Genomic DNA, 21,318 nt, shown 5'->3' with positions numbered 1-21,318 from the left:
TAATGAATTACAATCGTTTTAAATACTAAAAAGTCTGTTTTGTATTCGTAAACTCTTGTGTATTTTAGCCTGATGATTAAGGTGGTTTTTTTAGGATTCGGAAATGTTAATCAACAACTCTGTCGTTCGCTTCAGAAAAGCGATCATGTTGATGTGCTTCAAATATATAATAGAAATTCACAGGTGTTTTCTTCGGAATGGAAAGGCTTTGATTTTACGACTCAACTTTCAGAAATTAAATCAGCAGATATTTATATTGTTGGCATTACAGATGATGCCATTGCCTCCTTTTCTGAAACGATACCATTTCGGGATCGACTCGTAGTTCACACCTCGGGAAGCGTTTCCCTGAAAGCATTATCTAATCATAATAAGAGAGGTGTTTTTTATCCGCTTCAAACTTTTACAAAAACACAATCGGTAAATTTTACAAACATTCCCATTTGTATTGAAGCTGAAAATGCTTCAGACCTTAAGTTGCTCCATCAGTTGGGCTCTTTACTTTCAGAAAATGTAACAGAGGTTTCTTCCGAAGCACGTGAGAAAGTACATCTAGCAGCAGTCTTCGTAAATAATTTTGTGAATCACTTGTATCACATTTCCGAAGAACTTCTCACAGAACACGAATTAGATTTTAAACTATTGCAACCTCTTATTGCTGAAACGGCTCGAAAAATTAAAACACTTTCTCCCGCAGAAGCACAAACAGGACCTGCAAAAAGAAACGATCATAAAACGATCGAAAATCACTTACATTTGCTAGAAGGCAGTCCTTATATCGAGCTATACAAGATGCTTACTATATCGATACAAGAGCAGTTTAAATAACTTAATGCTGTGTATGTTAAATGTCAATGAAACTTAAATACCAATCTTATTTTAATACATCCCATGGAAAAAAGCTATAAAGAATACTTGCAACACATTACCACTTTTGTTTTCGATGTGGATGGTGTTTTAACCGATGGTACCATCTCGATCACCACTGAAGGAGAAATGTATCGCACCATGCATACCAAAGATGGATTCGCCTTGAAAACTGCAATGGACAAAGGATTTAATGTTTGCATTATATCGGGAGGATCTAATGAAGGGGTTCGTGTTCGTCTTGCCGGACTGGGAATAAAAGACATTCATTTAGGAGCCCATCAAAAAGTAGAAGTATTGGCAGCGTATTTTAAATCGAATAATCTAAAGCCTGAAAATGTATTGTATATGGGGGACGATATTCCCGATTTTGAAGTGATGCAGCAGGTTGGTTTACCTGTTTGCCCACAAGATGCTGTTCCAGAAATTAAAGGAGTTTCAAAATACATCTCACATAAGGATGGCGGTAAAGGATGTGTTCGTGATGTAATTGAGCAGGTATTAAAAGTTCAAGGAAAATGGATTCGCCCAGCAGGTATTAGTGCGAAATATGATTAATAGTTATTCTATAAAACTCAGACTTTTTAAACATTGAGTTATCTTAACCTCATCCGTTACCCGAATCTCATCATGATCATGTTAATTCAACTATTGATCAAGTTTGGGTTACTTATTCCTTTAGAGGTTTCTACCGCATTAGATACTCCTCAATTTATTATTTTGGTATTTGCATCGGTATGCATTGCCGCAGCCGGAAATTGCATTAATGATATTTACGATGTGCAAGCCGACCGTATAAATAAACCTCAAAGTGTGATTGTAGGTCGTAATATTTCGGAAAAATCAGCAGACCGTCTATACATTCTACTCACACTTGCTGGTGTAGGTATGGGATTTTATACTTCGAACGTAATTGGACGTCCAGGATTCGCATCAATATTTATAGGAGTCGCCGCACTTCTCTATTTATATGCTACCTATTTTAAAGGAATGTTGCTACTTAAAAACTTGGTAGTATCCCTACTGGTAGCTTTTAGCTTATTAATTGTCATTCTATTTGATGTTTATCCTGCAATCACAAGTCGGATTTCTGTAACACAATTACATGCCTCTAAAGTAATCTTGTATTATGCGGTATTTGCCTTCTGTTTAAATTTTATTCGTGAGATTGTTAAAGATGTTCAAGATATAAATGGGGACAAAAATGCAGGACATAAAACTTTACCAATTGTTATTGGAAGAAAACGTACAAGGTATATTGTATTTGCCCTAATCACTCTTTCGATAAGTATGGTGATCTATTTTATGTATACGTTCTTATATCAATATCAATTTGCCGTATTTTATATGCTTTTCTTAGTTGTTGCACCTTTATTATACACGAGTATAAAGGCGTGGTCGGCAGAAACTAAAAAAGACTTTGCACGACTTTCTTTGTGGTTAAAAGGGATCATGTTTTCGGGAATGTGCTCTATTTTATTATTTGGGTTTCTTATCTTGTAGGCAATCAAAAAATAGCATAATATATGACGATTGACTTTAACAGAGATTATATTTTAGAAAACAACCGAGTATCATTAAGGCCTCTAGTGACAGGCGATTACGATCGTTTAAAAGAATTTTCTCGTAATGAGCCCGAACTCTGGACCTATTCTCTATTAAAAGCTAGTGGCAAAGAAAATCTTAAACATTATATCGATGTTGCAGTAAAGGCTCGGGAGGCAGGAACTTCTTATCCTTTTATTGTGTACGACAAACATAAAAAAGCCTATGCTGGAACCACACGATTCTACGATTATAGTACCCATCATAAAACTACATCTTTAGGGTATACTTGGTATGGAAAAGAGTTTCAACGTACTGGATTGAATCCCAATTGCAAATTTTTATTATTAGAATTCGCTTTTGAAGTACTCGAATTAGAACGCGTAGAGTTTAGAGCTGATAACAACAATGCGCGAAGTATTGCAGCTATGAAAAGTATTGGTTGCACGGTCGAAGGGGTTTTACGCAATAACGCAACCGCCCCCGATGGAAGACGCGACAGTATCGTACTAAGTATATTAAAAAGCGAGTGGGAGAAACATGTAAAAACTAATCTTCAAAAAAAGTTATAATTAAATCCATTTCGATGTGATTACATGGCTACCCTGCCTCTTACTCCTTTATGATTTGTCATCTTTATACTTCTGCCTAAAAATGACCAATACATCTTCGGAAAATAAAACTGTAGTTTAGTTGAAAGACTATTTAAGAATAACCAAAATAACTAAAAAATGCTGAAAGAAAAATTACAACACCTCAAAATAATTTTGGCATCAGGTTCCCCTCGTCGACAAAATTTTTTCCACGACTTAGATATCGATTTTACTATAGATGTACGGGAAATAGAAGAAGTCTTCCCTGCCAAGGTGTTAAAAGGACCAGCAATCACCGATTATTTGGCGAAACTAAAAGCTTCGGCATTTCAAGATCTTTTAGATAACGATGTGCTTATCACCAGCGACACCATTGTTTGGAAAGACGGAAAAGCGATTGGAAAGCCAGTAGACAAAGAGGATGCAAAGAAGATGTTACAACACCTTAGTGGAGACCTACATGAAGTTATTACCTCGGTCTGTTTTACCAGTAAAACATCACAATATTTGATAAATGATACGACCAAAGTCTGGTTTAATCCTCTTACCGAAGCTGAGATCGATTACTATCTAACTGCATATCAACCGTTCGATAAAGCAGGCAGCTATGGGATTCAAGAATGGATTGGTTACATCGGTATAAACCGTATTGAAGGTTCGTATTTTAACGTCATGGGACTTCCTACTCATCTCGTTTATAAAACCCTGCTCGACATTGCTGACGGAAAGATTTTGTAGTATTTTTACTGAAAATCACGACGTACATATGGCTTTATTTCTGAAAATTATAGCAGTTAGTAGCATCCTGCTTTTTTATGGGTGTGACACTTCTGAAACAACCAAACAAAAGTCAAGAAGTAAAGACCAAGCTCATATAAATAAAGAGACCCCTTCTGAAGCAACTTCTAACTCAAGAATGCTTTCACAACAATTTAAAGAATATTGGTTTTCTGGTACTGCAGAACTCACCTCCTATCAACTTTCCATAGAACGTTATGGTGAACTTAGAGAAGGAACTGCTATGACAATTTTTGTCACGGAAGATTTTTTACCCAATATTCAAGTAAAAGCGAATCGGTCTAACGATACTACGATGCCAGTATTAAAAGTCAATAAAACCAAAAACTTTCTTACGGGTATTTATCCCTATTCAATTATGTCAAGTACATTTAGTCCCTTAACACAAGAACAACATGCAATTAAAATTAGTACTTCTGTACAAGAGTGGTGTGGACAAACGTACATGCAACTTAACAATAGAGATCAATACGAAATAATTACGCATTCATATTTTGAGGGGGAAGCTGACCAAGAAAAAACACTTCCGAAGACATGGCTTGAAAATGAATTTTGGAACCGCATTCGCATTAACCCTGAAGAGCTTCCTACTGGTGATATAACGGTTATTCCTGCCTTCGACTTTACTCGAATGTATCACAAAGAGCTTAAAGCCTATAAGGCCTTCGCTGCACTTAGACAGGGAGATTCAATTACCAATTTCACAATAAATTATTCAGAATTACAGCGACAACTATCCATCTCTTTTAACAATAAATTTCCATACGAGATCGAACGTTGGGAAGAAACTAATGGTATTAACCCAAACGACACTACGCGCTTAAAAACAACTGCGATTAAAATGAAACGTATAAAAACTCCTTATTGGCAACAAAATTCTAATAAAGATATAGTACTTCGCGATTCTCTTAATTTAAAAAGTTAACATATGTTTATAGAGGTATATTCTGTTCAGCTTGTAAAATCTTTTATTGTTTTTGCTGTTTTTCTAATGCTTCGCTGGTTACTCATACGCGTTGCTAGAAGAGCCGCTCAAAAATTCGAACGGTTGGAACATCGCACCGGACTTATTATAAAATACATTGATTTTGCAACGATCTTTCTAATTATTCTCGGACTGTTCATGATTTGGGGTGTAGAGTTTAAAGATCTGGGGCTGGTTATGTCTTCTGTTTTTGCGGTAATAGGGATTGGTTTTTTTGCGCAGTGGTCTATTCTAAGCAATATAACTAGCGGTGTGATCATGTTCTTTACATTTCCTTATAAAATTGGAGACTACGTAAAGATTCATGACAAAGAATTTCCTTACGAAGGAACCATAGAAGATATTAAAACGTTCCATCTAATAATTAAAACCAATACAAACGAAATCGTTGCATACCCAAATAGTATGACGCTTCAGAAAGGGATGAGTGTATTTAAACCTGATGAAATCCCAGAATTTCATTCCGAAGAAGAAGATTTACATAAAGACGATGCTGTGGATTAATTTCCAGAAATTAGGTTCTTAATGTTCTCTTAAACCGCCCTTTCAATACTTTTAAAATACCTCTCTTTGCAGTATGTTATCGACCTATTAATAAAAATAAGATATGGAAGAAAATAAAGTGCTCAGTTACATAAAAGAAGTAGTAGAAAAAATGCCAAGTGACTGGTTACGCCTTACCACGCACCGTCTGGACATTTACAACGAAGAACTCGCAAAATCGCAATTTCTCGATGAATTTGAAAAACTATATACCGCCAATAATTCCGAAACGTCAGCGCTTAGTGCATTACCCACCGCATACGATTACATTCGCTTAGGGCACCCATTATCCAGTGTACTAGAATGGACTATCGCTAAACTCACGCAGGTAGATCCAGAACAAGTAATTAGCTTTTCATCAAAGACAATTCCTGTGATGGCAATTTTAAGGACTAATTTATTGGCTGGAAAAAATACTCTGATTAATTATACAGGAGAACTCCCTACGGAATTTGATGCTGACCTTATAAAACAAATTTACGGATACACTTTCGAGTTAAATAAAGTAGACCATATTAATGATATTCCCGAATTTAATGGTAGTTCTATTTATATAACGCAGCATGAAACCTTAGATACTTTTAATCTTACTTCTAATATCGATTTCCTAATTAGTTTGCACCAGCAAATAGGAAGTATCTTGATCGTAAATGGATCTAAGAACAAAGACTATATTGCAGATATTCAGCATGTTCGAAGAAGAGAAACTATCGCCATGACACCATCCGACACGGGTATTGCTTTACAATCTCTGTTAAGTAAATCCCCTGTTATCTCAATTAATTCGAATCATGCAGATGTTAAAAATAACGTCCTAACATTACTAAAAGATATCACAGGAACCAAAATTAACCCTTTGGTGGCTTCAAGCGGATTGTCTATTCAGTATGCGATAATGATGGGACTTATTCATGACGCCTTTGAAAACCATAAAGGAAAGGCCATTAAATTTATCGTTCCTCCAAATTGCTATGGAGGAACCAACGATCAAGCACGACGCATAGCAGCTTGTATAGATGCGGTAGAGATTGTAGATCTCCCTGTAGATGGTGATAACGATATGGTTACTAGTATAGATGCCATATTAAATCAAATCGCTGCGATAGATGCAATACCTTATATCATTGCAGAAATTCCAACCAATCCAAGAGTTGAAGTTCCCGATCTCGACATGTTAAAACAAGTTTTACAAAAAGAGCGTAAAACAGCTTCGGGTGAGGTTGCAATAGATCCAGTATTTATATTGGATCAAACATTTTGTCCAAACGTACACTTTTTAGGGGGCAATAATACGCTCGCTCAAGGAAGAGCCATTTCGTACGCTAGTGGTTCTAAATTTCCAAGTGGAGGAAAATGCACGGCTGGATATTGCGTAGGAAATAAAAATACAATGAATTTGATGGAAAAAATAGAACTTCATCTCAATCTTTGTGATAACGAGGCCACAGAACTTCAATATAGCATTCTCTCGGAACAGTTGCCCTCTATGAATCAACGAATAAAAGATGCGTATAAAAACACTCGCGACTTTGTAACCTTTATTCATGAAACTTTACCAGAAGCAAAAATTAATTTTGTTTCTGAAGAACTAGCCCAACAGGGCTTCACTCCTTCGGTTTTTTCATTAGATCTACCGACCAAAGGAACGAACGAAGAAGAAAAAGAAACCTATAAAAGAGCATTAAATCTTCGATTAATTAATCTAATGATTACCGAAATTCCTAAAGAAAGTAAATTTTGTGTAAGCTATGGGCAATTAAAAGGCTGTTATTGGACTATTCCGGCAACATCTACTCAAGGAACCACAAAAGAAGGGGATAAAGATTACATTGTACGAGCATCGTTGTCTGGCAATATGGATTTAGACCACCACAAAAAAGTGTTTCGAAAATTTGTAGAAGAAATTTAATAGGTAAAGGGAGGCTAACACCTCCCTTCTTATTTAGATTAAAATTTAAGAGCAATTTCGATTTCTATTTTGGTATCTTTGATTTCAGTCAGAATAGATTACAACAAATATTTATGCGCACATTCTTTTCTTCGATCATTGCTATTTGCTTTTGTTCGCTTACCCTTCTAGCCCAACAACCCCAAAAACCGTCAGCTTCCGAAATTTATCATAATTTACAGGCGCTCAATTTTCTTGGATCTGCACTCTATATCGCAGCACATCCAGATGATGAAAACACACGACTCATCTCCTATCTCGCGAACGATGTGCATGCACGTACCGCATACCTTTCGCTTACCCGAGGTGATGGAGGACAAAATTTAGTAGGTCCAGAAATTAGAGAATTATTGGGAGTTATTCGTACACAAGAATTACTTGCCGCACGTCGTACCGATGGCGGACAGCAATTATTTACCCGCGCCAACGATTTTGGCTATTCAAAACACCCAGACGAGACTTTAGCGATCTGGAATAAAGAAGAAGTACTCAGCGATGTAGTTCGCGCCATCCGTAAATTTAAACCAGATGTGATTGTAAATCGGTTTGACCATAGAAGCCCTGGAAGTACACACGGGCATCACACTTCATCTGCTATGCTAAGTGTAGAGGCATTCGATCTTGTAGGAGATACTTCAAAATATCCTGAAACAGCAAACGAATTTGGAACTTGGCAACCAAAAAGATTATTCTTTAATACCTCTTGGTGGTTCTACGGAAGCAAAGAAAAATTTGAAGCTGCCGATAAATCAAAACTTGTCGAAGTTGAAACCGGAAACTATTATGCCTCACTAGGACTATCTAATGGAGAAATAGCTTCATTAAGTCGTAGCATGCACAAATCTCAAGGCTTCGGAAGCACAGGTTCTAGAGGATCAGATACCGAATTTTTGGAATTTCTGAAAGGCGATTTTCCAGAGAATAATGATTTATTTGAAGGTATTGATACCAGTTGGAAACGTATTGACAATGGTGACGCTATCGAAACCATTTTAAAACCTTTAGAGTTAAATTTTAATTTTAAAGATCCGTCACAAATGCTTCCAGAGTTAGTAAAGGCGTATCAATTATTAGATGCTTCAGAAGAGAGCCATTGGCGTTCCATTAAATTAAAACAACTGCAGCAACTTATTTTAGATTGCGGTGGAATCTTTCTCGAAGCAGTTTCAGAAACAAATACAATCAACCCCAAAGGAACCTATAAAGTAACATTCGAGGCAATTAACCGTGGAACTACTCCGATAACCTTACGAACCATTAAAAGTGTATCTGGAAAAATTCTTGTTACACCAAATGAGTCCCTTGCTCCCAACGAAAAGAAAGAGTTTAATGCAACCATCACTTCAGAGAACAGGGCGACTTCTACTCCATATTGGCTGAATGAGAAAGGGACATTGGGAATGTATTCCGCTCCTAAAAACCTTATTGGACTCCCTGAAACACCTTCTTCAGAAACCGTTGTGTTCGAACTAGAAGCAAATAATGTGACACTCCCTATTAAGAAGGAAGTTATTTTTAAATTTAATGATCCGGTTGATGGTGAGGTTTACAAACCGCTGGAGATCCTTCCTGCCATGACTACGTCAATCGAAGAAAAAGTTTTAATTTTTGCGACCGGTGATGCCAAGAATATTCCTGTTAAAGTTCGTTCTGGTAAAGACGCTATGAATGGAACCGTAACCCTTCAAGCTCCTTCGGGATGGACGGTAACTCCTGCAGAGCATACCTTCAAATTAACCAATCAAGGAGAAACACAAACCGTGTTTTTTAAGGTGCAACCTCCTAAAGATCAGAGCGAGGGTATTATTCGCCCGGTAGTTCGAGTTGGTGATGCTTTTTACGATAAAGAATTGGTCACGATAGATTACGACCATCTGCCGTATCAAAGTGTATTATTACCTTCGGAAGCAAAAGTGGTACGGTTAAACATTGAGAAAAAGGGACAACAAATTGGTTATATTGAAGGTGCTGGTGATGCCATTCCTGAAAGTCTTCAGCAAATTGGATATACTGTTACTACCATTGCTCCTTCTATAATATCTGAAGCGACGCTAAAAAAATTCGATGCTATCGTTGTAGGGATTAGAGCATATAACACTGTGCCCGAACTAACTTTTAAACAAGAAATCTTAAACAATTATGTAAAAAATGGTGGTACACTATTGCTTCAATACAATACCAGCCATCGCTTAGTTACTGAAGATTTTGCGCCTTACCCTTTAAAACTTTCGCGCGACCGCGTGACTGATGAAGCAAGCGAAGTGCGATTACTGGCACCAAATCATCCTGTTTTAAATAGCCCCAACAAAATTACTCAAAACGACTTTAAAGGGTGGGTACAAGAACGAGGACTTTATTTCCCGAACGAATGGGACAAAGCTTTTACACCTATTTTAGGCATGCATGATAAAGGTTACCCGCAATCTGATGGATCACTACTTGTAGCAAAATATGGAAAGGGTCATTACATTTATACAGGCTTGAGTTTCTTTAGAGAATTGCCCGCTGGAGTTCCTGGAGCCTATCGTTTATTTGCCAATCTTTTATCGATCGAAGACTAATGGAAACACCCAGAGATAAATTTGTTTGGAAATGGAAATTTACATTGGTATTGCTACTCAACGCCGTGTATATTTATCTATTTTATTTGTTAATGCAAAGCTACTCCTAATATGCAACAGATAGATTGGATCATTCTCATTGGGACTCTTGTGTTCATCGTACTATACGGATTGTATAAATCACGTGGAAATAAAAATGTTACCGATTATTTAAAAGGAGGAAACGATGCCCGTTGGTGGACTATTGGACTAAGCGTTATGGCAACTCAGGCGAGCGCAATTACTTTTTTATCAACGCCAGGACAAGCATTTCACGACGGAATGGGCTTTGTACAATTCTATTTCGGACTCCCCATCGCGATGGTAATTATATGTTTGGTATTTATTCCGATTTACCATAAACTAAAAGTATTTACTGCATACGAATATCTCGAAGGCAGATTCGATTTAAAAACAAGAACTCTTACAGCCATTCTTTTTTTAATTCAGCGGGGACTTGCGGCAGGGATCACCATATTTGCACCCTCTATCATTTTATCGGCAGTATTAGGATGGAATTTATTCTACTTAAATATCATCATTGGAGTGCTGGTTATTATTTATACCGTTAGCGGCGGAACCAAAGCCGTTAGTGTAACACAAAAGCAACAAATGGCTGTAATCTTTGCCGGAATGTTCTTAGCTTTTTTAATTATTCTAAATTACCTTCCGCTAGATATTTCGTTTTCTAAAGCACTCGATATTGCTGGTGCCAATGGTAAAATGGATATCATCGATTTCTCATTCGATTTCGATAACAGATACACTTTTTGGAGCGGACTTATTGGTGGAAGTTTCCTAGCCCTCTCCTATTTTGGAACCGATCAAAGTCAAGTTCAACGATACCTCTCTGGAAAATCTTTAAAGGAAAGTCAGATGGGATTAATCATGAACGGAATGCTTAAAGTACCCATGCAATTCTTTATTCTTTTAGTGGGTGTTATGGTTTTTGTTTTTTATCAATTTAATAGTTCACCGCTTCATTTTAATCCTGCTGCAGTGAAAGATGTTATGACTTCAGAATATGCTCAGGAATACGAAGCCTTAGAAACTGCGAAAAGGGGTCTTGAAAAACAAATTTCGGTAAAACAGATTGCGTATGCAAAACTTGAAGATCCTTCAGAAGAAACAGTACTTAAAAATGAGATCGCTGCTTTAAACGCTTCCGAAGAAAAATTAAGAGAACAGTCGAAAGAACTTATTTTAAAAGCCAATCCTAATGCAGAGGTTAACGACAAGGATTATGTATTTATTCATTTTATTCTAAATAATTTACCTGTGGGTATTATTGGGCTTTTACTCGCCATGATTTTGAGTGCTGCGATGTCTTCTACGGCATCAGAATTAAATGCCTTAGGTTCTACAACAGCAATCGACCTTTATAAAAGAAATGTGCCCGGAAGAACCGACAAACAATATGTAACTGCCTCTCGATGGTTTACAATGCTCTGGGGAATTATTGCTATTGGGGTTGCCTGTGTGGCGAATCTTTTCGACAACCTTATTCAACTGGTAAATATTATTGGATCGATTTTCTACGGAAATGTTCTCGGGATATTTCTACTTGCCTTTTTTATAAAGTATGTAAAAAGTCGCGCGGTATTTATAGCTGCTCTTATTACGCAAGTCATCGTAATTTACATTTGGTGGATCGATTTAATGCCTTTCTTGTGGTTAAACGTTGTAGGTTGTGCCTTAGTAATGGGGATTGCAATCTTGCTACAATTTGTACTTCCTACAACCAAAAAGACAGAGCCCAAATTTAATTAAGATACAAGTCATAAGAAAAACCATACCATTTACAACCCTTAATTTTATTTCTTAACTAATTTAGTATCTTTAAGTTAGTTTTAAAGGAGTACTATGGAAGGAATAAAAGTGAGTATCGTAAATAAGGATGCCTTTACTGTAAACGCAGACATTTTAGGAATGAAATATGCGACACAAGCACATGGGCTGGATCACCATGTAATTGAAGCTTTAGAAGCAAAAGGACTACATATTTCAAAAGATCTGCCGGTTTTAGGAAATTTTCATTTTATGGAAAGTCATGAAGTTGTGGCGGCGCCTCACCTTTTATTTATCGGAACCCCTCCTCTACAAGAGTTAAACTATAAAGAAATTAGAGCGTTTGGCACTCAAATGATGTCCGCAGCAAAAGAAAGCAACAATGCTGCAAAAACCTTATTGCTAACCATACATGGTCCCGGGTATGGTTTAGACGAGGTAGAATCATTTAAATCGCAACTGGCTGGAATCACCGAGGCAATTGAAAATAATTTGTACCCCGAGTCACTTGAAGAAATTATCTTTTCTGAACTTTCATTATCTCGCTCTGGAAGACTTCGAGAGAATTTGTACCGTATATTTTCCGATGGGTTGATACCCAAACCAAACTCAAGAAAAATAGACACTAGAAAAGCAGTTGCCTCCTTAATGGAATCCACAGGTAAAATTTCTGAAGAGAAAAAAAGAGTTTTTGTAGCTATGCCATTTGCTGAAGATTTTGACGACATTTTTCATTATGGTATTCAAGGAGCTGTAAATAATGCAGGATATTTGTGTGAGCGCGCAGATCTAGAGAGTTTTACAGGAGATATTATGTCTTGGGTATTGCAACGCATTGAGTCGGCGGAGCTTGTAATAGCAGATCTCAGTCTTGCAAATCCTAATGTTTATCTTGAAGTTGGTTATGCGTGGGGCAAAGGAAAAAAAACCGTTTTAATTATCAACGATTCTAATGAGCTAAAATTCGACACACGCGGACAACGCTGTTTGCCCTACAAACGAATTAAAGATCTTGAAAGAGTATTAACAAATGAATTGAAAAACCTTTCAAGGATGTAATGATTTTATTTCATAAAAAAACCTCTTTCATTCTTAAATGAAAAAGGTTTTTTATTTTTTAAGATGGAAGGCTTACATCGCTCCCCATTCTTTTAATGATTTTTCGTTTAAAGCTACGTAATCTTTATTACCAGCTTCTTTTGCCAATGCCATAGATTCTTTTGCAGCTTTTATCGCTCCTTTTTTATCGCCCGACTTAGCGTAGATTAAAGACTTCTGACGCAGTTGCCAAAAAGCAGGCTTGTCATTCATTTCGATCGACTTATCGATCCACTGCTTCGCTTTATTTATATCCTTGTCAGCAGATAAGTAATATACAGCAGCACTGTAATAATCGTTAGCTCCTGGTCCGTTCATCACACGATCGATAGACGCAGAAACCTGTTTATCTGTCATCGTTTTAATCGGGACAGCAACATAGACCTTTTCCCACATAAATCCGAGCATTGTTGAATCAAGCGTTAAATCATCGAAACTCATAGTAAACGTTTCAATATTAATTGGTAATGGATAAACTTCGGCAGTAACACTTGCCGCTACTTTGCTATCATCCCAGTTTTCGGGCATTCCTGAAATTGGTGCGTCTCCGTAGAAGATCACTTCCCAACTCGATGCTGTAGGTTTGGTAAAAATTCCATAAGATCCAGCTTTAACTTCTTTTCCACCAATCATTACATCATCACTAAAAGTGATCTTGGTATTTGCGTTGGCTCCTGTGCGCCATAATTTATTGTATGGTACAAGGCCACCAAAGATGGTTCTCCCTTTCATTGAAGGACGTGAATATTCGAGGGTAACATCGGTCAATCCTACTTTTTGCTCAATTTTTTGGAACGGACTTGGTGCCGGAGTTTCAATTTGTGCTGTTACACTTAAACTCATGACAACCAAAAGAGTAGATAGAATAATTTTTTTCATTGGTTTCGTTTTTATTGATTTTTTGATATTCTTACGAAGGTACGATTTGGTTGTTTTTAATACGTTAACAAAACCTTAAAAATAAAGATGGGTAATATAGTATTTACATGATTTTTAAGAAATTGTAAAGCCTACTTAGATAAGTAGTTAACCTATTAAAAAGAAGAATTCTATTTGAAGAGCTTTTTAATTATTTTGGCAACCTTTGACGTGCGCTTTGTATTTTTAGATTTCGGAATAAATTCAAAATCATACGCTGAAGTCCAATGTAATTCACAGTGATTAAAACCATCAAAACAGCTTATTGATTTTATTTGATACGCCGCCATTGTAGCTATAAAACGCTCTAACCCGCCAAACGGATAATTCCCCGTAGAAAATTGAACAACACCAGAATACTCATCTGTTGTAAGAAGATTTTCCATTGCCACCTCAAAATCAAATTCTAAATAATTAAATATGGAAACCACATCGCGATCGCTAATGTACTCCGGGCTCTCACTAGTATGTTGTAAATAGTGTTTTAAAAATTCTCTTACATACTCTGGTAATTTTTCTTTACATCGATATACCTCTGGTTCTACCTGTTGGTCCAAATATGTATTTAATTCTTCCAGAGCATTCTCTACTTCATCCTCAGGTATAGTATCCCAATCAAATTCAGGTCCTGTGTCATCAAATTTAAAATCTGGTTGCCTAATTTCGACCATATAAGCATATAGTTTTTCGAAATCTTTGTATTTGGCGGTGTCACCAATTTCAAAATTGATGTAAAGCATATGCCTATAAATTATTAACTTCTATTACCCCGTGACATGATGTATAAATCTGGAGATAGGGCGATATACCCTTTCGAATCATATTAATCTTTAAAACGTTAAAAAAGCTTTTTTAAGCTTTTCATCCTTTTCAAAATATTCCTCCCCCAGTTCATCTAAACCTTCGGTCATTCCTAATTTTTTTATTGTATTTCTCATTTCAGTGGTAAAAATCACTACCCCAGAATAGTCGATTACTCCTTGAGAAGATTTCATATCAAATTCTGAGCTATCTGGGGTCGTTTTACGTTTAAAAGTATACATTTCAAACGGTTCTTTGGTATCTAAAAAATAGGAGTTTACTGTACTTATCTCCGTTATTTTATATACTCTATCGATGTATCGATTATATTTAAGATCCAGATGCACTATTCTTTTTTTATTATTTTCCTCGAAAACAATTCTACCAAATCCTTCATTCTTTTGAAAATCATTTTCAATTCCACCGTGATTTTCTAATACGAGCAATGCCTTATACTCTTTTCCTTTTGAATCTTCCCATAATATCGTTATATCTTGACCAAAAGATGTCATTGTTACAAATAAAAAAAGCGGTAATAAATACTTCATTAGAATAGTTTATAAGGGTTGAACACAAAGCAATTATAATATTAAATTAGAAATTATAAGACACTTTTTTAAATTTTAAAATTTTTGTTAATCTTTTGTTTAAACATGAAACAAATTCATGAAACAGTTTTAACTTTACGAAAAGCTATAAAATCATGGTATCATTCTTTAAAAAATTATTTGGCCGTAGTAAACGAAATCGTATAAATTACGAATTAAACAGGTTGCTTCGAATGAATAGAAAAATGTCTTTAAAAAGATAAATTTCTATCGACAGAGCAACTCATTTATGAAAATATATACGTTAAACGCTACACAGTGTCTTCCTATTTCGAAAATCCAAGCTTGGGAGTTTCTTTCCGATCCTAAAAATCTGAAAGTTATTACCCCAGATTATATGGGTTTTCATATTCTAGAAAGCACAAGTCGATCTATGTATGCTGGTCAGATACTGCAATACATTGTAACCCCTGTTTTTGGTATTAAAACTAAATGGGTCACAGAAATTACACACGTAAAAGACAACGAGTATTTTGTCGACGAACAACGTTTTGGTCCCTATGCTCTTTGGCATCACAAACACTTTATTAAAGAAATCGACGGCGGTGTGGAGATGGAAGACATTATTCATTATAAAGTTCCATTGGGATTATTGGGTCGACTGGTGCATCCATTTATTGTTAAACCAAAACTTGAGGAAATATTTAACTACCGGAAACAAAAATTAGAGGAACTCTTCGGAAAACTATAAACTATGAAGAAAAATATACTGTTAATTGGAGGCTCCTACGGTATTGGAAACGAGATCGCAACACAACTGAAGGATTCACACAATGTTATAATTGCTTCGAGAACGAAAGAAGAACTTTCTGAAGAAATAACACACCATACATTTGATGTACTTAAAGATTCTATTTCCGACTTGAATTTGCCAGAAGAAATTCATGGCTTAGTGTATTGCCCTGGTAGCATCAATCTTAAACCTTTTAAAATGATGTCTCCCGAGATTTTTCAAAAAGATATAGAACTCAATTTTTTATCGTTGGTAAACGTGGTTCACGGATTGCTTCCGAAGTTAAAAAAAACAGAGCAGGCAAGTTTGGTGTTTTTTAGCACTGTTGCTGTTAAAGTCGGAATGCCTTTTCATACGAGTGTAGCTGCTGCAAAAGGAGCCATCGAAGGATTTGCAAAGGCATTAGCTGCAGAATATGCTCCAAATTTTAGGGTGAATGTTATTGCCCCCTCGTTAACAGATACCTCATTGGCTAAAAAACTGGTGTCTACCGAAGCTAAAAAAGAAACATTAGGGAAAAGACATCCATTGCAACGTATTGGTACTACAAAAGATATTGCAGCTACTGCCGTATTTTTATTGGAGGATTCTTCTTCTTGGGTTACAGGGCAAGTTCTGGGTGTTGATGGCGGAATGTCTACCTTAAATATTTCATAATGGCAGATAAAGTGAATATATTTTGGTTTCGGAGAGACCTTCGTTTAGATGATAATGTTGGGTTTTACAAAGCACTTCACGGAAAGTATCCCGTACTTCCTGTGTTTATTTTTGATACTGAAATTCTTAATGAATTGCCTGAAGACGATGCACGAGTGACCTTTATTTTTCTAACACTTCAAAACATGCGTAAGGAGCTTCAGAATCATGGAAGCAGTATAGCCATGTATCACGGAGCACCTTCAGAAGTATTTAAGACCATAACTTCAGAATTCGATGTGCAAAATGTAATCACCAATCATGACTATGAGCCTTATGCAAATAAAAGAGATTCAGAAGTAAAAAATCAACTTTCAGAAAAAGAAATTGGTTTCTATACGTACAAAGATCAGGTTGTTTTTGAAAAAGAGGAAGTCGTAAAAGCTGATGGTGATCCTTACGTGGTATATACACCCTATATGAAAACGTGGAAATCGAAATTTAATGCCGATGAGGATTTAAGAATTTACTACACATCGCAACATCTAGATAACCTCTTGCAACATTCCAGACTTCCAAACCTTTCACTATCGGACATGGGATTTAAAAAATCTTCTATAGATATTCCCGATTATGACGTAACGCCCACAACTATTCAGAAATACGAGAAGACGCGAAACTTTCCTGCACAAGATGCTACATCACATTTAGGTCCTCATTTGCGGTTTGGCACAGTAAGCATTCGTAAAATAGTTAAAAAAGCCATTGCTGAAAAGAACGAAGTCTTTTGGCAGGAATTAATATGGCGAGAGTTCTTCATGCAGATTCTGTGGCATTTTCCGCATACAGTAGATACTGCTTTTCGAAAAAAATACGACCGTGTGGAATGGCGAAACCATAAAACTGACTTTCAAAAATGGAAAGAGGGAAAAACTGGTTATCCGCTAGTAGATGCAGGAATGCGCCAGTTAAATACCTCGGGATACATGCACAATCGCGTACGTATGTTGGTCGCAAGTTTTCTTTGCAAACATTTACTCATCGATTGGCGCTGGGGAGAAGCGTATTTTGCTGAAAAGTTACTCGACTACGAATTATCTAGTAATGTGGGTAATTGGCAATGGGCAGCTGGTAGTGGTGTAGATGCAGCTCCGTATTTCAGAATTTTTAATCCGACAACGCAAATCGATAAATTTGATTCCGATAAAAAATACATTAAAAAATGGGTAGAAGAATATGACACCGATGCTTACCCCGAGAAAATGGTCGATCATAAAGAAGCTAGAGAACGAGCACTTTCAACTTACAAAAAAGCGGTTTCTTAAATTTTCTTACAAATCTTTAATCAAAAATTACCTTTCGTCGTATTTTTTTGTATATTTATCGATATAATGTTTTGATATCGAAATTCATAACCCCCAAATTTATGCTTATGGAGATGCTAATAAACGAATTCACTAATGGTGAAATCACGGTAACTTTTGAACCTAAAAAATGTATTCATGCAGAAGAATGTGCAAAAGGACTTTCATCTGTATTTAGAACAACGGTAATCCCTTGGATAAAACTTGATGGTGCTGATACTGTAAAAATTATCTCACAAATAGGTAAATGTCCTTCTGGTGCGCTTAATTATTGCAAGAATAGTTAACTTAATGTTGTTAAAATATAGTAAAATACTCGGTATATTTTAGGTGGTACCACACAATTTTTCTAATCTTGCACTGTTATTTAGGCTATACAAACTAACAGCAGTAAAATGATTAAAAAAATATCCCTCACCGTATCTCTTTGTTTCCTTTCTTTAATTGCAGTTGCACAAACTGAAACTAGTACCGACAATTCTTTGGAAGGTCAGTTTACCGATGTAATTGATGGCTCCAATAATTTTCAGGAGTATAAAGTAATTAAAAAATTTAAAATCAATCAACTTCAGAAAAACGTATTGGATTCTGTAGCTGCATTGGAAAAGCAAATTACAACCGCAAATGCCGAAATTGAAAAACAACAAACTGAAATTTCGTCACTCACTGAAACGCTCAAAACTACTGAAGAAGATTTAACAACTTCAAAAGAAAAAGAAGATGGGATTGAGATTTTAGGAATGCTCACACAAAAAGCTACCTACAATACGATTATGTGGTCTCTTATTCTTATACTTCTCGCTATTCTAGCCTTTTTATTTTACAAATACAAGAATAGCCACGCAGTGACAAAAGCAGCCAATCTCAAACTTGCCGAGACCGAGGAAGAGTTCGATGCACACAGAGCAAAGACTTTAGAAAGAGAACAACAACTTCGAAGAAAACTACAGGACGAGATTAATAAAAATAAATAGATTTTATCTTTATAAAGTATAGTTTTATATAATGCAAAAAAGCCCAAATCGATTAAATACGATTTGGGCTTTTTTATAGCATTTACTTATTTCTAGTTATCGAGTCGGGTAATTTTTGCCCCAATAGATCGGAGACGTTCGTCAATATTTTCATATCCACGATCGATCTGTTCAATATTATGAATAGTGCTTATTCCCTTTGCTGAGAGTGCTGCAATTAATAAAGAGATCCCTGCACGAATGTCTGGAGAAACCATTGTAGTAGCCTTTAAACTTGATTGAAAATCATGTCCCATTACAGTAGCTCTGTGCGGATCACACAAAATAATTCTCGCTCCCATATCGATTAATTTATCCACGAAAAACAAACGACTTTCGAACATTTTTTGATGAATAAGTACATTTCCTTTTGCTTGGGTACAAACTGTAAGTACAATACTTAAAAGGTCTGGTGTAAATCCAGGCCAAGGTGCATCGGCTACAGTTAATGTAGAACCATCGATGTACCCTTGTATCTCATAACTATCTTGAGAAGGAATGTAAATATCATCCCCTTTCTTTTCAAGCTTTATACCCAATTTTCTAAACGTTTGTGGAATTAAGCCTAAATTCTCCCAACTTACATCTTTAATGGTGATCTCACTACGGGTCATTGCGGCCAAGCCGATCCAACTTCCAATTTCTATCATATCGGGTAGAATACGATGTGTACATCCGCCTAAACTTTTAACCCCTTCGATGGTTAATAAATTTGAACCAACCCCTTTAATCTTGGCTCCCATCGAGTTTAACATTTTACAAAGCTGCTGTAGATATGGTTCACAAGCCGCGTTGTAGATGGTAGTAGTCCCTTTTGCCATCACTGCTGCCAAAACAATATTCGCTGTTCCTGTAACTGAGGCCTGATCGAGAAGCATATCGGTTCCCGTTAATCCTTTTGGGGCTTCTACGCCGTAAAACCGTTCTTCTTTATTGTACCGGAATTTGGCTCCTAATTTTATAAATCCTTCGAAATGAGTATCGAGTCTTCTACGGCCAATTTTATCGCCACCGGGTCTTGGAATGTATCCTTTTCCGAAACGAGCCAATAAGGGTCCCACGATCATTATAGAACCTCTTAATGAGCTTCCCTCCTGTTTAAATAATTCAGATTCTAGGTATTCTAAATGCAGATCGTCTGCTCTAAAGGCAAACTTTCCTTTTCCTATTTTTTGAATTTTAACCCCAAGGTTACCGAGAATGGTAATGAGTTTATTTACATCCCGGATGTCGGGAATGTTTTCTATAATAACTTCTTCTGGTGTCGCAAGTACTGCACAAAGAATTTGAAGCGCTTCGTTTTTAGCTCCTTGCGGACGGATTTCTCCTTTTAGTTTGTGTCCGCCTTCAATTTGAAATGTTCCCATAAATAATGGCTAAGATTTAATACCGTTTGCGTCCACGGTTCCCTTTGTAGTTTTTCTTATTGCTTCCTCCGTTACTAGTGCTATTGGTACTATTATAACGCTTTTTGTTTTTAAGTAAAGCACTAGCGTTAGAAAGATCTTCGTCGCTATTCTTTAAATTAATTTTCCCTTCGGAAAGTTCAAAAAGATGATTAAAGATTACATCATCCTCCACGGTATCTTTATTCCAATTGAGGAAACACTTTTTCATGTGGTTCGCAATGGTAAGAATTAAACCTTCTTTTTTATCTCCTTCTTCCCATGTAACCGCCACGTCGATCATTCTTTTTATATTGTTTCCGTAAAAACGATACTTCGGAAAGTTTTGTGGATAATTTAAAGGTTCTGGACGTTCCATAAGTTCTTCCCGCGAAGGTTTATCATAGGGAGAGTCAACATCCAATTTAAAATCTGAGATAATAAATAATTGGTCCCAAAGCATCGGCTGAAAATCAGGCACGTCTCGCAGATGAGGGTTTAGATTACCCATTACAGCGATAATACTTTTTGCGATTTTATTTCGTTCTTCTCGGTCTTCGATAGATAAGGCGTGGTCTACCATTTTTTGAATATGGCGTCCGTATTCTGGAATGATTAACTTAGGTCGTTCCGTATTGTATTCTATTTGTTCAATCAAAATATATTATTTAAATAAAGGAAAGAGTGTTCTTTTGCCAGTGTTGCCCAAGTAACGGGCGGGGCTGTCACTTCTAATTATTGGCAAAATACTAAATTTAAAGGGAAATAACACCTTCGACATTAGAAACTTCTAGATATTTTTCTATTACCGCATCGGGAGAATTCATGGTAACTTTTATAGATACACTTGTATAGGTACCTTTTGAAGAATCACGTGTCTCAATGGTCGCGTCGGTACCGTTAAAAACGCCCTCTATTTCGGCAATTTTAGAAGCATCTGAAGGCACTATAAATTTATACAAATAAGGGGCTGGCCAAGTAGTATCGCCTTCTAGTTGCTCTTTTAATCGTGCATAAAATTCTGTTGTCTTTTTTTCGTTTTCCATAATAGATATTCTCTTATCCCTACAAAGATACGTTTTCGCTATCAATATT

General features: G+C 36.3%; 22 protein-coding genes. 16 read left to right on the top strand and 6 right to left on the bottom strand.

Annotation, left to right across the window (positions count from 1 at the left end):
* Window positions 1-57 precede the first annotated feature (57 nt).
* The 11 genes from ULVI_RS10180 to ULVI_RS10130 all read left to right on the top strand — a co-directional run bounded on the left by ULVI_RS10180 (window position 58) and on the right by ULVI_RS10130 (window position 12,726).
* Entirely contained in the window at window positions 58-828 is a 771-nt protein-coding gene (locus ULVI_RS10180) for a Rossmann-like and DUF2520 domain-containing protein (RefSeq protein ID WP_241780975.1), read from the top strand.
* A gap of 63 nt (window positions 829-891) precedes the next feature.
* On the top strand, window positions 892-1,425 hold the full coding sequence (locus tag ULVI_RS10175) for a KdsC family phosphatase (RefSeq protein ID WP_068592398.1): 534 nt from the start codon (window positions 892-894) through the stop codon (window positions 1,423-1,425).
* Window positions 1,426-1,458: 33 nt separating this feature from the next.
* Window positions 1,459-2,370 (top strand): geranylgeranylglycerol-phosphate geranylgeranyltransferase, encoded by a 912-nt coding sequence (locus tag ULVI_RS10170; RefSeq protein WP_082830840.1) that lies wholly within the window; start codon window positions 1,459-1,461, stop codon window positions 2,368-2,370.
* 23 nt (window positions 2,371-2,393) lie between these two features.
* Window positions 2,394-2,984, top strand: coding sequence for a GNAT family N-acetyltransferase (locus ULVI_RS10165; RefSeq protein ID WP_068592396.1), 591 nt, complete (start codon window positions 2,394-2,396; stop codon window positions 2,982-2,984).
* A gap of 159 nt (window positions 2,985-3,143) precedes the next feature.
* Entirely contained in the window at window positions 3,144-3,743 is a 600-nt protein-coding gene (locus tag ULVI_RS10160; RefSeq protein WP_068592395.1) for a Maf family nucleotide pyrophosphatase, read from the top strand.
* 28 nt (window positions 3,744-3,771) lie between these two features.
* Window positions 3,772-4,728: a septum formation inhibitor Maf gene (locus ULVI_RS10155; protein WP_068592394.1), complete on the top strand. Its 957-nt coding sequence runs from the start codon at window positions 3,772-3,774 to the stop codon at window positions 4,726-4,728.
* A gap of 3 nt (window positions 4,729-4,731) precedes the next feature.
* Complete coding sequence (locus ULVI_RS10150; protein WP_068592392.1) at window positions 4,732-5,292, top strand: mechanosensitive ion channel family protein; 561 nt, start codon at window positions 4,732-4,734, stop codon at window positions 5,290-5,292.
* 103 nt (window positions 5,293-5,395) lie between these two features.
* Window positions 5,396-7,240 carry a PLP-dependent aminotransferase family protein gene (locus ULVI_RS10145; protein ID WP_068592389.1) on the top strand — a complete coding sequence of 615 codons (1,845 nt, stop codon included), beginning with the start codon at window positions 5,396-5,398 and terminating at the stop codon, window positions 7,238-7,240.
* A gap of 113 nt (window positions 7,241-7,353) precedes the next feature.
* Window positions 7,354-9,840 (top strand): PIG-L family deacetylase, encoded by a 2,487-nt coding sequence (locus tag ULVI_RS10140; protein ID WP_068592387.1) that lies wholly within the window; start codon window positions 7,354-7,356, stop codon window positions 9,838-9,840.
* A gap of 111 nt (window positions 9,841-9,951) precedes the next feature.
* A complete protein-coding gene (locus ULVI_RS10135) occupies window positions 9,952-11,649 on the top strand; it encodes a sodium:solute symporter family transporter (protein ID WP_068592385.1) in 1,698 nt (565 codons plus the stop codon).
* A 93-nt stretch (window positions 11,650-11,742) separates the two neighbouring features.
* Window positions 11,743-12,726, top strand: a complete 984-nt coding sequence (locus ULVI_RS10130) for a TIR domain-containing protein (RefSeq protein ID WP_068592383.1) — start codon at window positions 11,743-11,745, stop codon at window positions 12,724-12,726.
* 72 nt (window positions 12,727-12,798) lie between these two features.
* Here the strand turns inward: ULVI_RS10130 and ULVI_RS10125 are convergent, their stop codons facing one another.
* The 3 genes from ULVI_RS10125 to ULVI_RS10115 all read right to left on the bottom strand — a co-directional run bounded on the left by ULVI_RS10125 (window position 12,799) and on the right by ULVI_RS10115 (window position 15,032).
* Window positions 12,799-13,644 carry a DUF2911 domain-containing protein gene (locus tag ULVI_RS10125; RefSeq protein WP_068592381.1) on the bottom strand — a complete coding sequence of 282 codons (846 nt, stop codon included), beginning with the start codon at window positions 13,642-13,644 and terminating at the stop codon, window positions 12,799-12,801.
* A 170-nt stretch (window positions 13,645-13,814) separates the two neighbouring features.
* Complete coding sequence (locus ULVI_RS10120) at window positions 13,815-14,423, bottom strand: DUF2764 family protein (RefSeq protein ID WP_068592379.1); 609 nt, start codon at window positions 14,421-14,423, stop codon at window positions 13,815-13,817.
* Window positions 14,424-14,513: 90 nt separating this feature from the next.
* Window positions 14,514-15,032 carry a hypothetical protein gene (locus ULVI_RS10115; RefSeq protein ID WP_068592377.1) on the bottom strand — a complete coding sequence of 173 codons (519 nt, stop codon included), beginning with the start codon at window positions 15,030-15,032 and terminating at the stop codon, window positions 14,514-14,516.
* Between the two features lie 289 nt (window positions 15,033-15,321).
* On the opposite strand from ULVI_RS10115, the gene ULVI_RS10110 reads away from it, so the two are divergent.
* From ULVI_RS10110 to ULVI_RS10090, 5 genes are all read left to right on the top strand, one after another.
* Window positions 15,322-15,783, top strand: coding sequence for an SRPBCC family protein (locus ULVI_RS10110; RefSeq protein ID WP_068592375.1), 462 nt, complete (start codon window positions 15,322-15,324; stop codon window positions 15,781-15,783).
* Between the two features lie 3 nt (window positions 15,784-15,786).
* Window positions 15,787-16,482 (top strand): SDR family NAD(P)-dependent oxidoreductase, encoded by a 696-nt coding sequence (locus ULVI_RS10105; RefSeq protein WP_068592373.1) that lies wholly within the window; start codon window positions 15,787-15,789, stop codon window positions 16,480-16,482.
* A complete protein-coding gene (locus ULVI_RS10100) occupies window positions 16,482-17,786 on the top strand; it encodes a cryptochrome/photolyase family protein (protein WP_068592371.1) in 1,305 nt (434 codons plus the stop codon). The genes ULVI_RS10105 and ULVI_RS10100 overlap by 1 nt, the downstream gene beginning before the upstream one ends.
* Before the next feature lie 107 nt (window positions 17,787-17,893).
* Entirely contained in the window at window positions 17,894-18,112 is a 219-nt protein-coding gene (locus ULVI_RS10095) for a (4Fe-4S)-binding protein (protein WP_068592369.1), read from the top strand.
* A gap of 108 nt (window positions 18,113-18,220) precedes the next feature.
* Window positions 18,221-18,799: a hypothetical protein gene (locus tag ULVI_RS10090; protein WP_068592367.1), complete on the top strand. Its 579-nt coding sequence runs from the start codon at window positions 18,221-18,223 to the stop codon at window positions 18,797-18,799.
* Window positions 18,800-18,891: 92 nt separating this feature from the next.
* Here ULVI_RS10090 and murA read toward each other — a convergent pair whose 3' ends face one another.
* The 3 genes from murA to ULVI_RS10075 form a co-directional block, all read right to left on the bottom strand.
* Window positions 18,892-20,205: a UDP-N-acetylglucosamine 1-carboxyvinyltransferase gene (gene murA, locus ULVI_RS10085; RefSeq protein WP_068592365.1), complete on the bottom strand. Its 1,314-nt coding sequence runs from the start codon at window positions 20,203-20,205 to the stop codon at window positions 18,892-18,894.
* A gap of 16 nt (window positions 20,206-20,221) precedes the next feature.
* Window positions 20,222-20,881, bottom strand: a complete 660-nt coding sequence (locus tag ULVI_RS10080; RefSeq protein ID WP_068592362.1) for a DUF4290 domain-containing protein — start codon at window positions 20,879-20,881, stop codon at window positions 20,222-20,224.
* Between the two features lie 97 nt (window positions 20,882-20,978).
* Window positions 20,979-21,269, bottom strand: a complete 291-nt coding sequence (locus ULVI_RS10075) for a DUF493 family protein (protein WP_068592360.1) — start codon at window positions 21,267-21,269, stop codon at window positions 20,979-20,981.
* Window positions 21,270-21,318 lie beyond the last annotated feature (49 nt).

The organism is Cochleicola gelatinilyticus (assembly GCF_001637325.1).
GTDB classification, from domain to species: domain Bacteria; phylum Bacteroidota; class Bacteroidia; order Flavobacteriales; family Flavobacteriaceae; genus Cochleicola; species Cochleicola gelatinilyticus.
This window is presented reverse-complemented; position numbering and strand designations above follow the sequence as displayed.

Excerpts from the sequence above, each read along its gene's own strand:
- murA (WP_068592365.1), bottom strand. The coding sequence starts at position 20,205 with ATGGGAACATTTCAAATTGAAGGCGGACACAAACTAAAAGGAGAAATC.
- ULVI_RS10155 (WP_068592394.1), top strand. The coding sequence starts at position 3,772 with ATGGCTTTATTTCTGAAAATTATAGCAGTTAGTAGCATCCTGCTTTTT.
- ULVI_RS10075 (WP_068592360.1), bottom strand. The coding sequence starts at position 21,269 with ATGGAAAACGAAAAAAAGACAACAGAATTTTATGCACGATTAAAAGAG.
- ULVI_RS10130 (WP_068592383.1), top strand. The coding sequence starts at position 11,743 with ATGGAAGGAATAAAAGTGAGTATCGTAAATAAGGATGCCTTTACTGTA.
- ULVI_RS10160 (WP_068592395.1), top strand. The coding sequence starts at position 3,144 with ATGCTGAAAGAAAAATTACAACACCTCAAAATAATTTTGGCATCAGGT.
- ULVI_RS10120 (WP_068592379.1), bottom strand. The coding sequence starts at position 14,423 with ATGCTTTACATCAATTTTGAAATTGGTGACACCGCCAAATACAAAGAT.
- ULVI_RS10105 (WP_068592373.1), top strand. The coding sequence starts at position 15,787 with ATGAAGAAAAATATACTGTTAATTGGAGGCTCCTACGGTATTGGAAAC.
- ULVI_RS10115 (WP_068592377.1), bottom strand. The coding sequence starts at position 15,032 with ATGAAGTATTTATTACCGCTTTTTTTATTTGTAACAATGACATCTTTT.
- ULVI_RS10145 (WP_068592389.1), top strand. The coding sequence starts at position 5,396 with ATGGAAGAAAATAAAGTGCTCAGTTACATAAAAGAAGTAGTAGAAAAA.
- ULVI_RS10110 (WP_068592375.1), top strand. The coding sequence starts at position 15,322 with ATGAAAATATATACGTTAAACGCTACACAGTGTCTTCCTATTTCGAAA.
- ULVI_RS10175 (WP_068592398.1), top strand. The coding sequence starts at position 892 with ATGGAAAAAAGCTATAAAGAATACTTGCAACACATTACCACTTTTGTT.
- ULVI_RS10095 (WP_068592369.1), top strand. The coding sequence starts at position 17,894 with ATGGAGATGCTAATAAACGAATTCACTAATGGTGAAATCACGGTAACT.
- ULVI_RS10150 (WP_068592392.1), top strand. The coding sequence starts at position 4,732 with ATGTTTATAGAGGTATATTCTGTTCAGCTTGTAAAATCTTTTATTGTT.
- ULVI_RS10135 (WP_068592385.1), top strand. The coding sequence starts at position 9,952 with ATGCAACAGATAGATTGGATCATTCTCATTGGGACTCTTGTGTTCATC.
- ULVI_RS10090 (WP_068592367.1), top strand. The coding sequence starts at position 18,221 with ATGATTAAAAAAATATCCCTCACCGTATCTCTTTGTTTCCTTTCTTTA.
- ULVI_RS10100 (WP_068592371.1), top strand. The coding sequence starts at position 16,482 with ATGGCAGATAAAGTGAATATATTTTGGTTTCGGAGAGACCTTCGTTTA.
- ULVI_RS10140 (WP_068592387.1), top strand. The coding sequence starts at position 7,354 with ATGCGCACATTCTTTTCTTCGATCATTGCTATTTGCTTTTGTTCGCTT.
- ULVI_RS10165 (WP_068592396.1), top strand. The coding sequence starts at position 2,394 with ATGACGATTGACTTTAACAGAGATTATATTTTAGAAAACAACCGAGTA.
- ULVI_RS10125 (WP_068592381.1), bottom strand. The coding sequence starts at position 13,644 with ATGAAAAAAATTATTCTATCTACTCTTTTGGTTGTCATGAGTTTAAGT.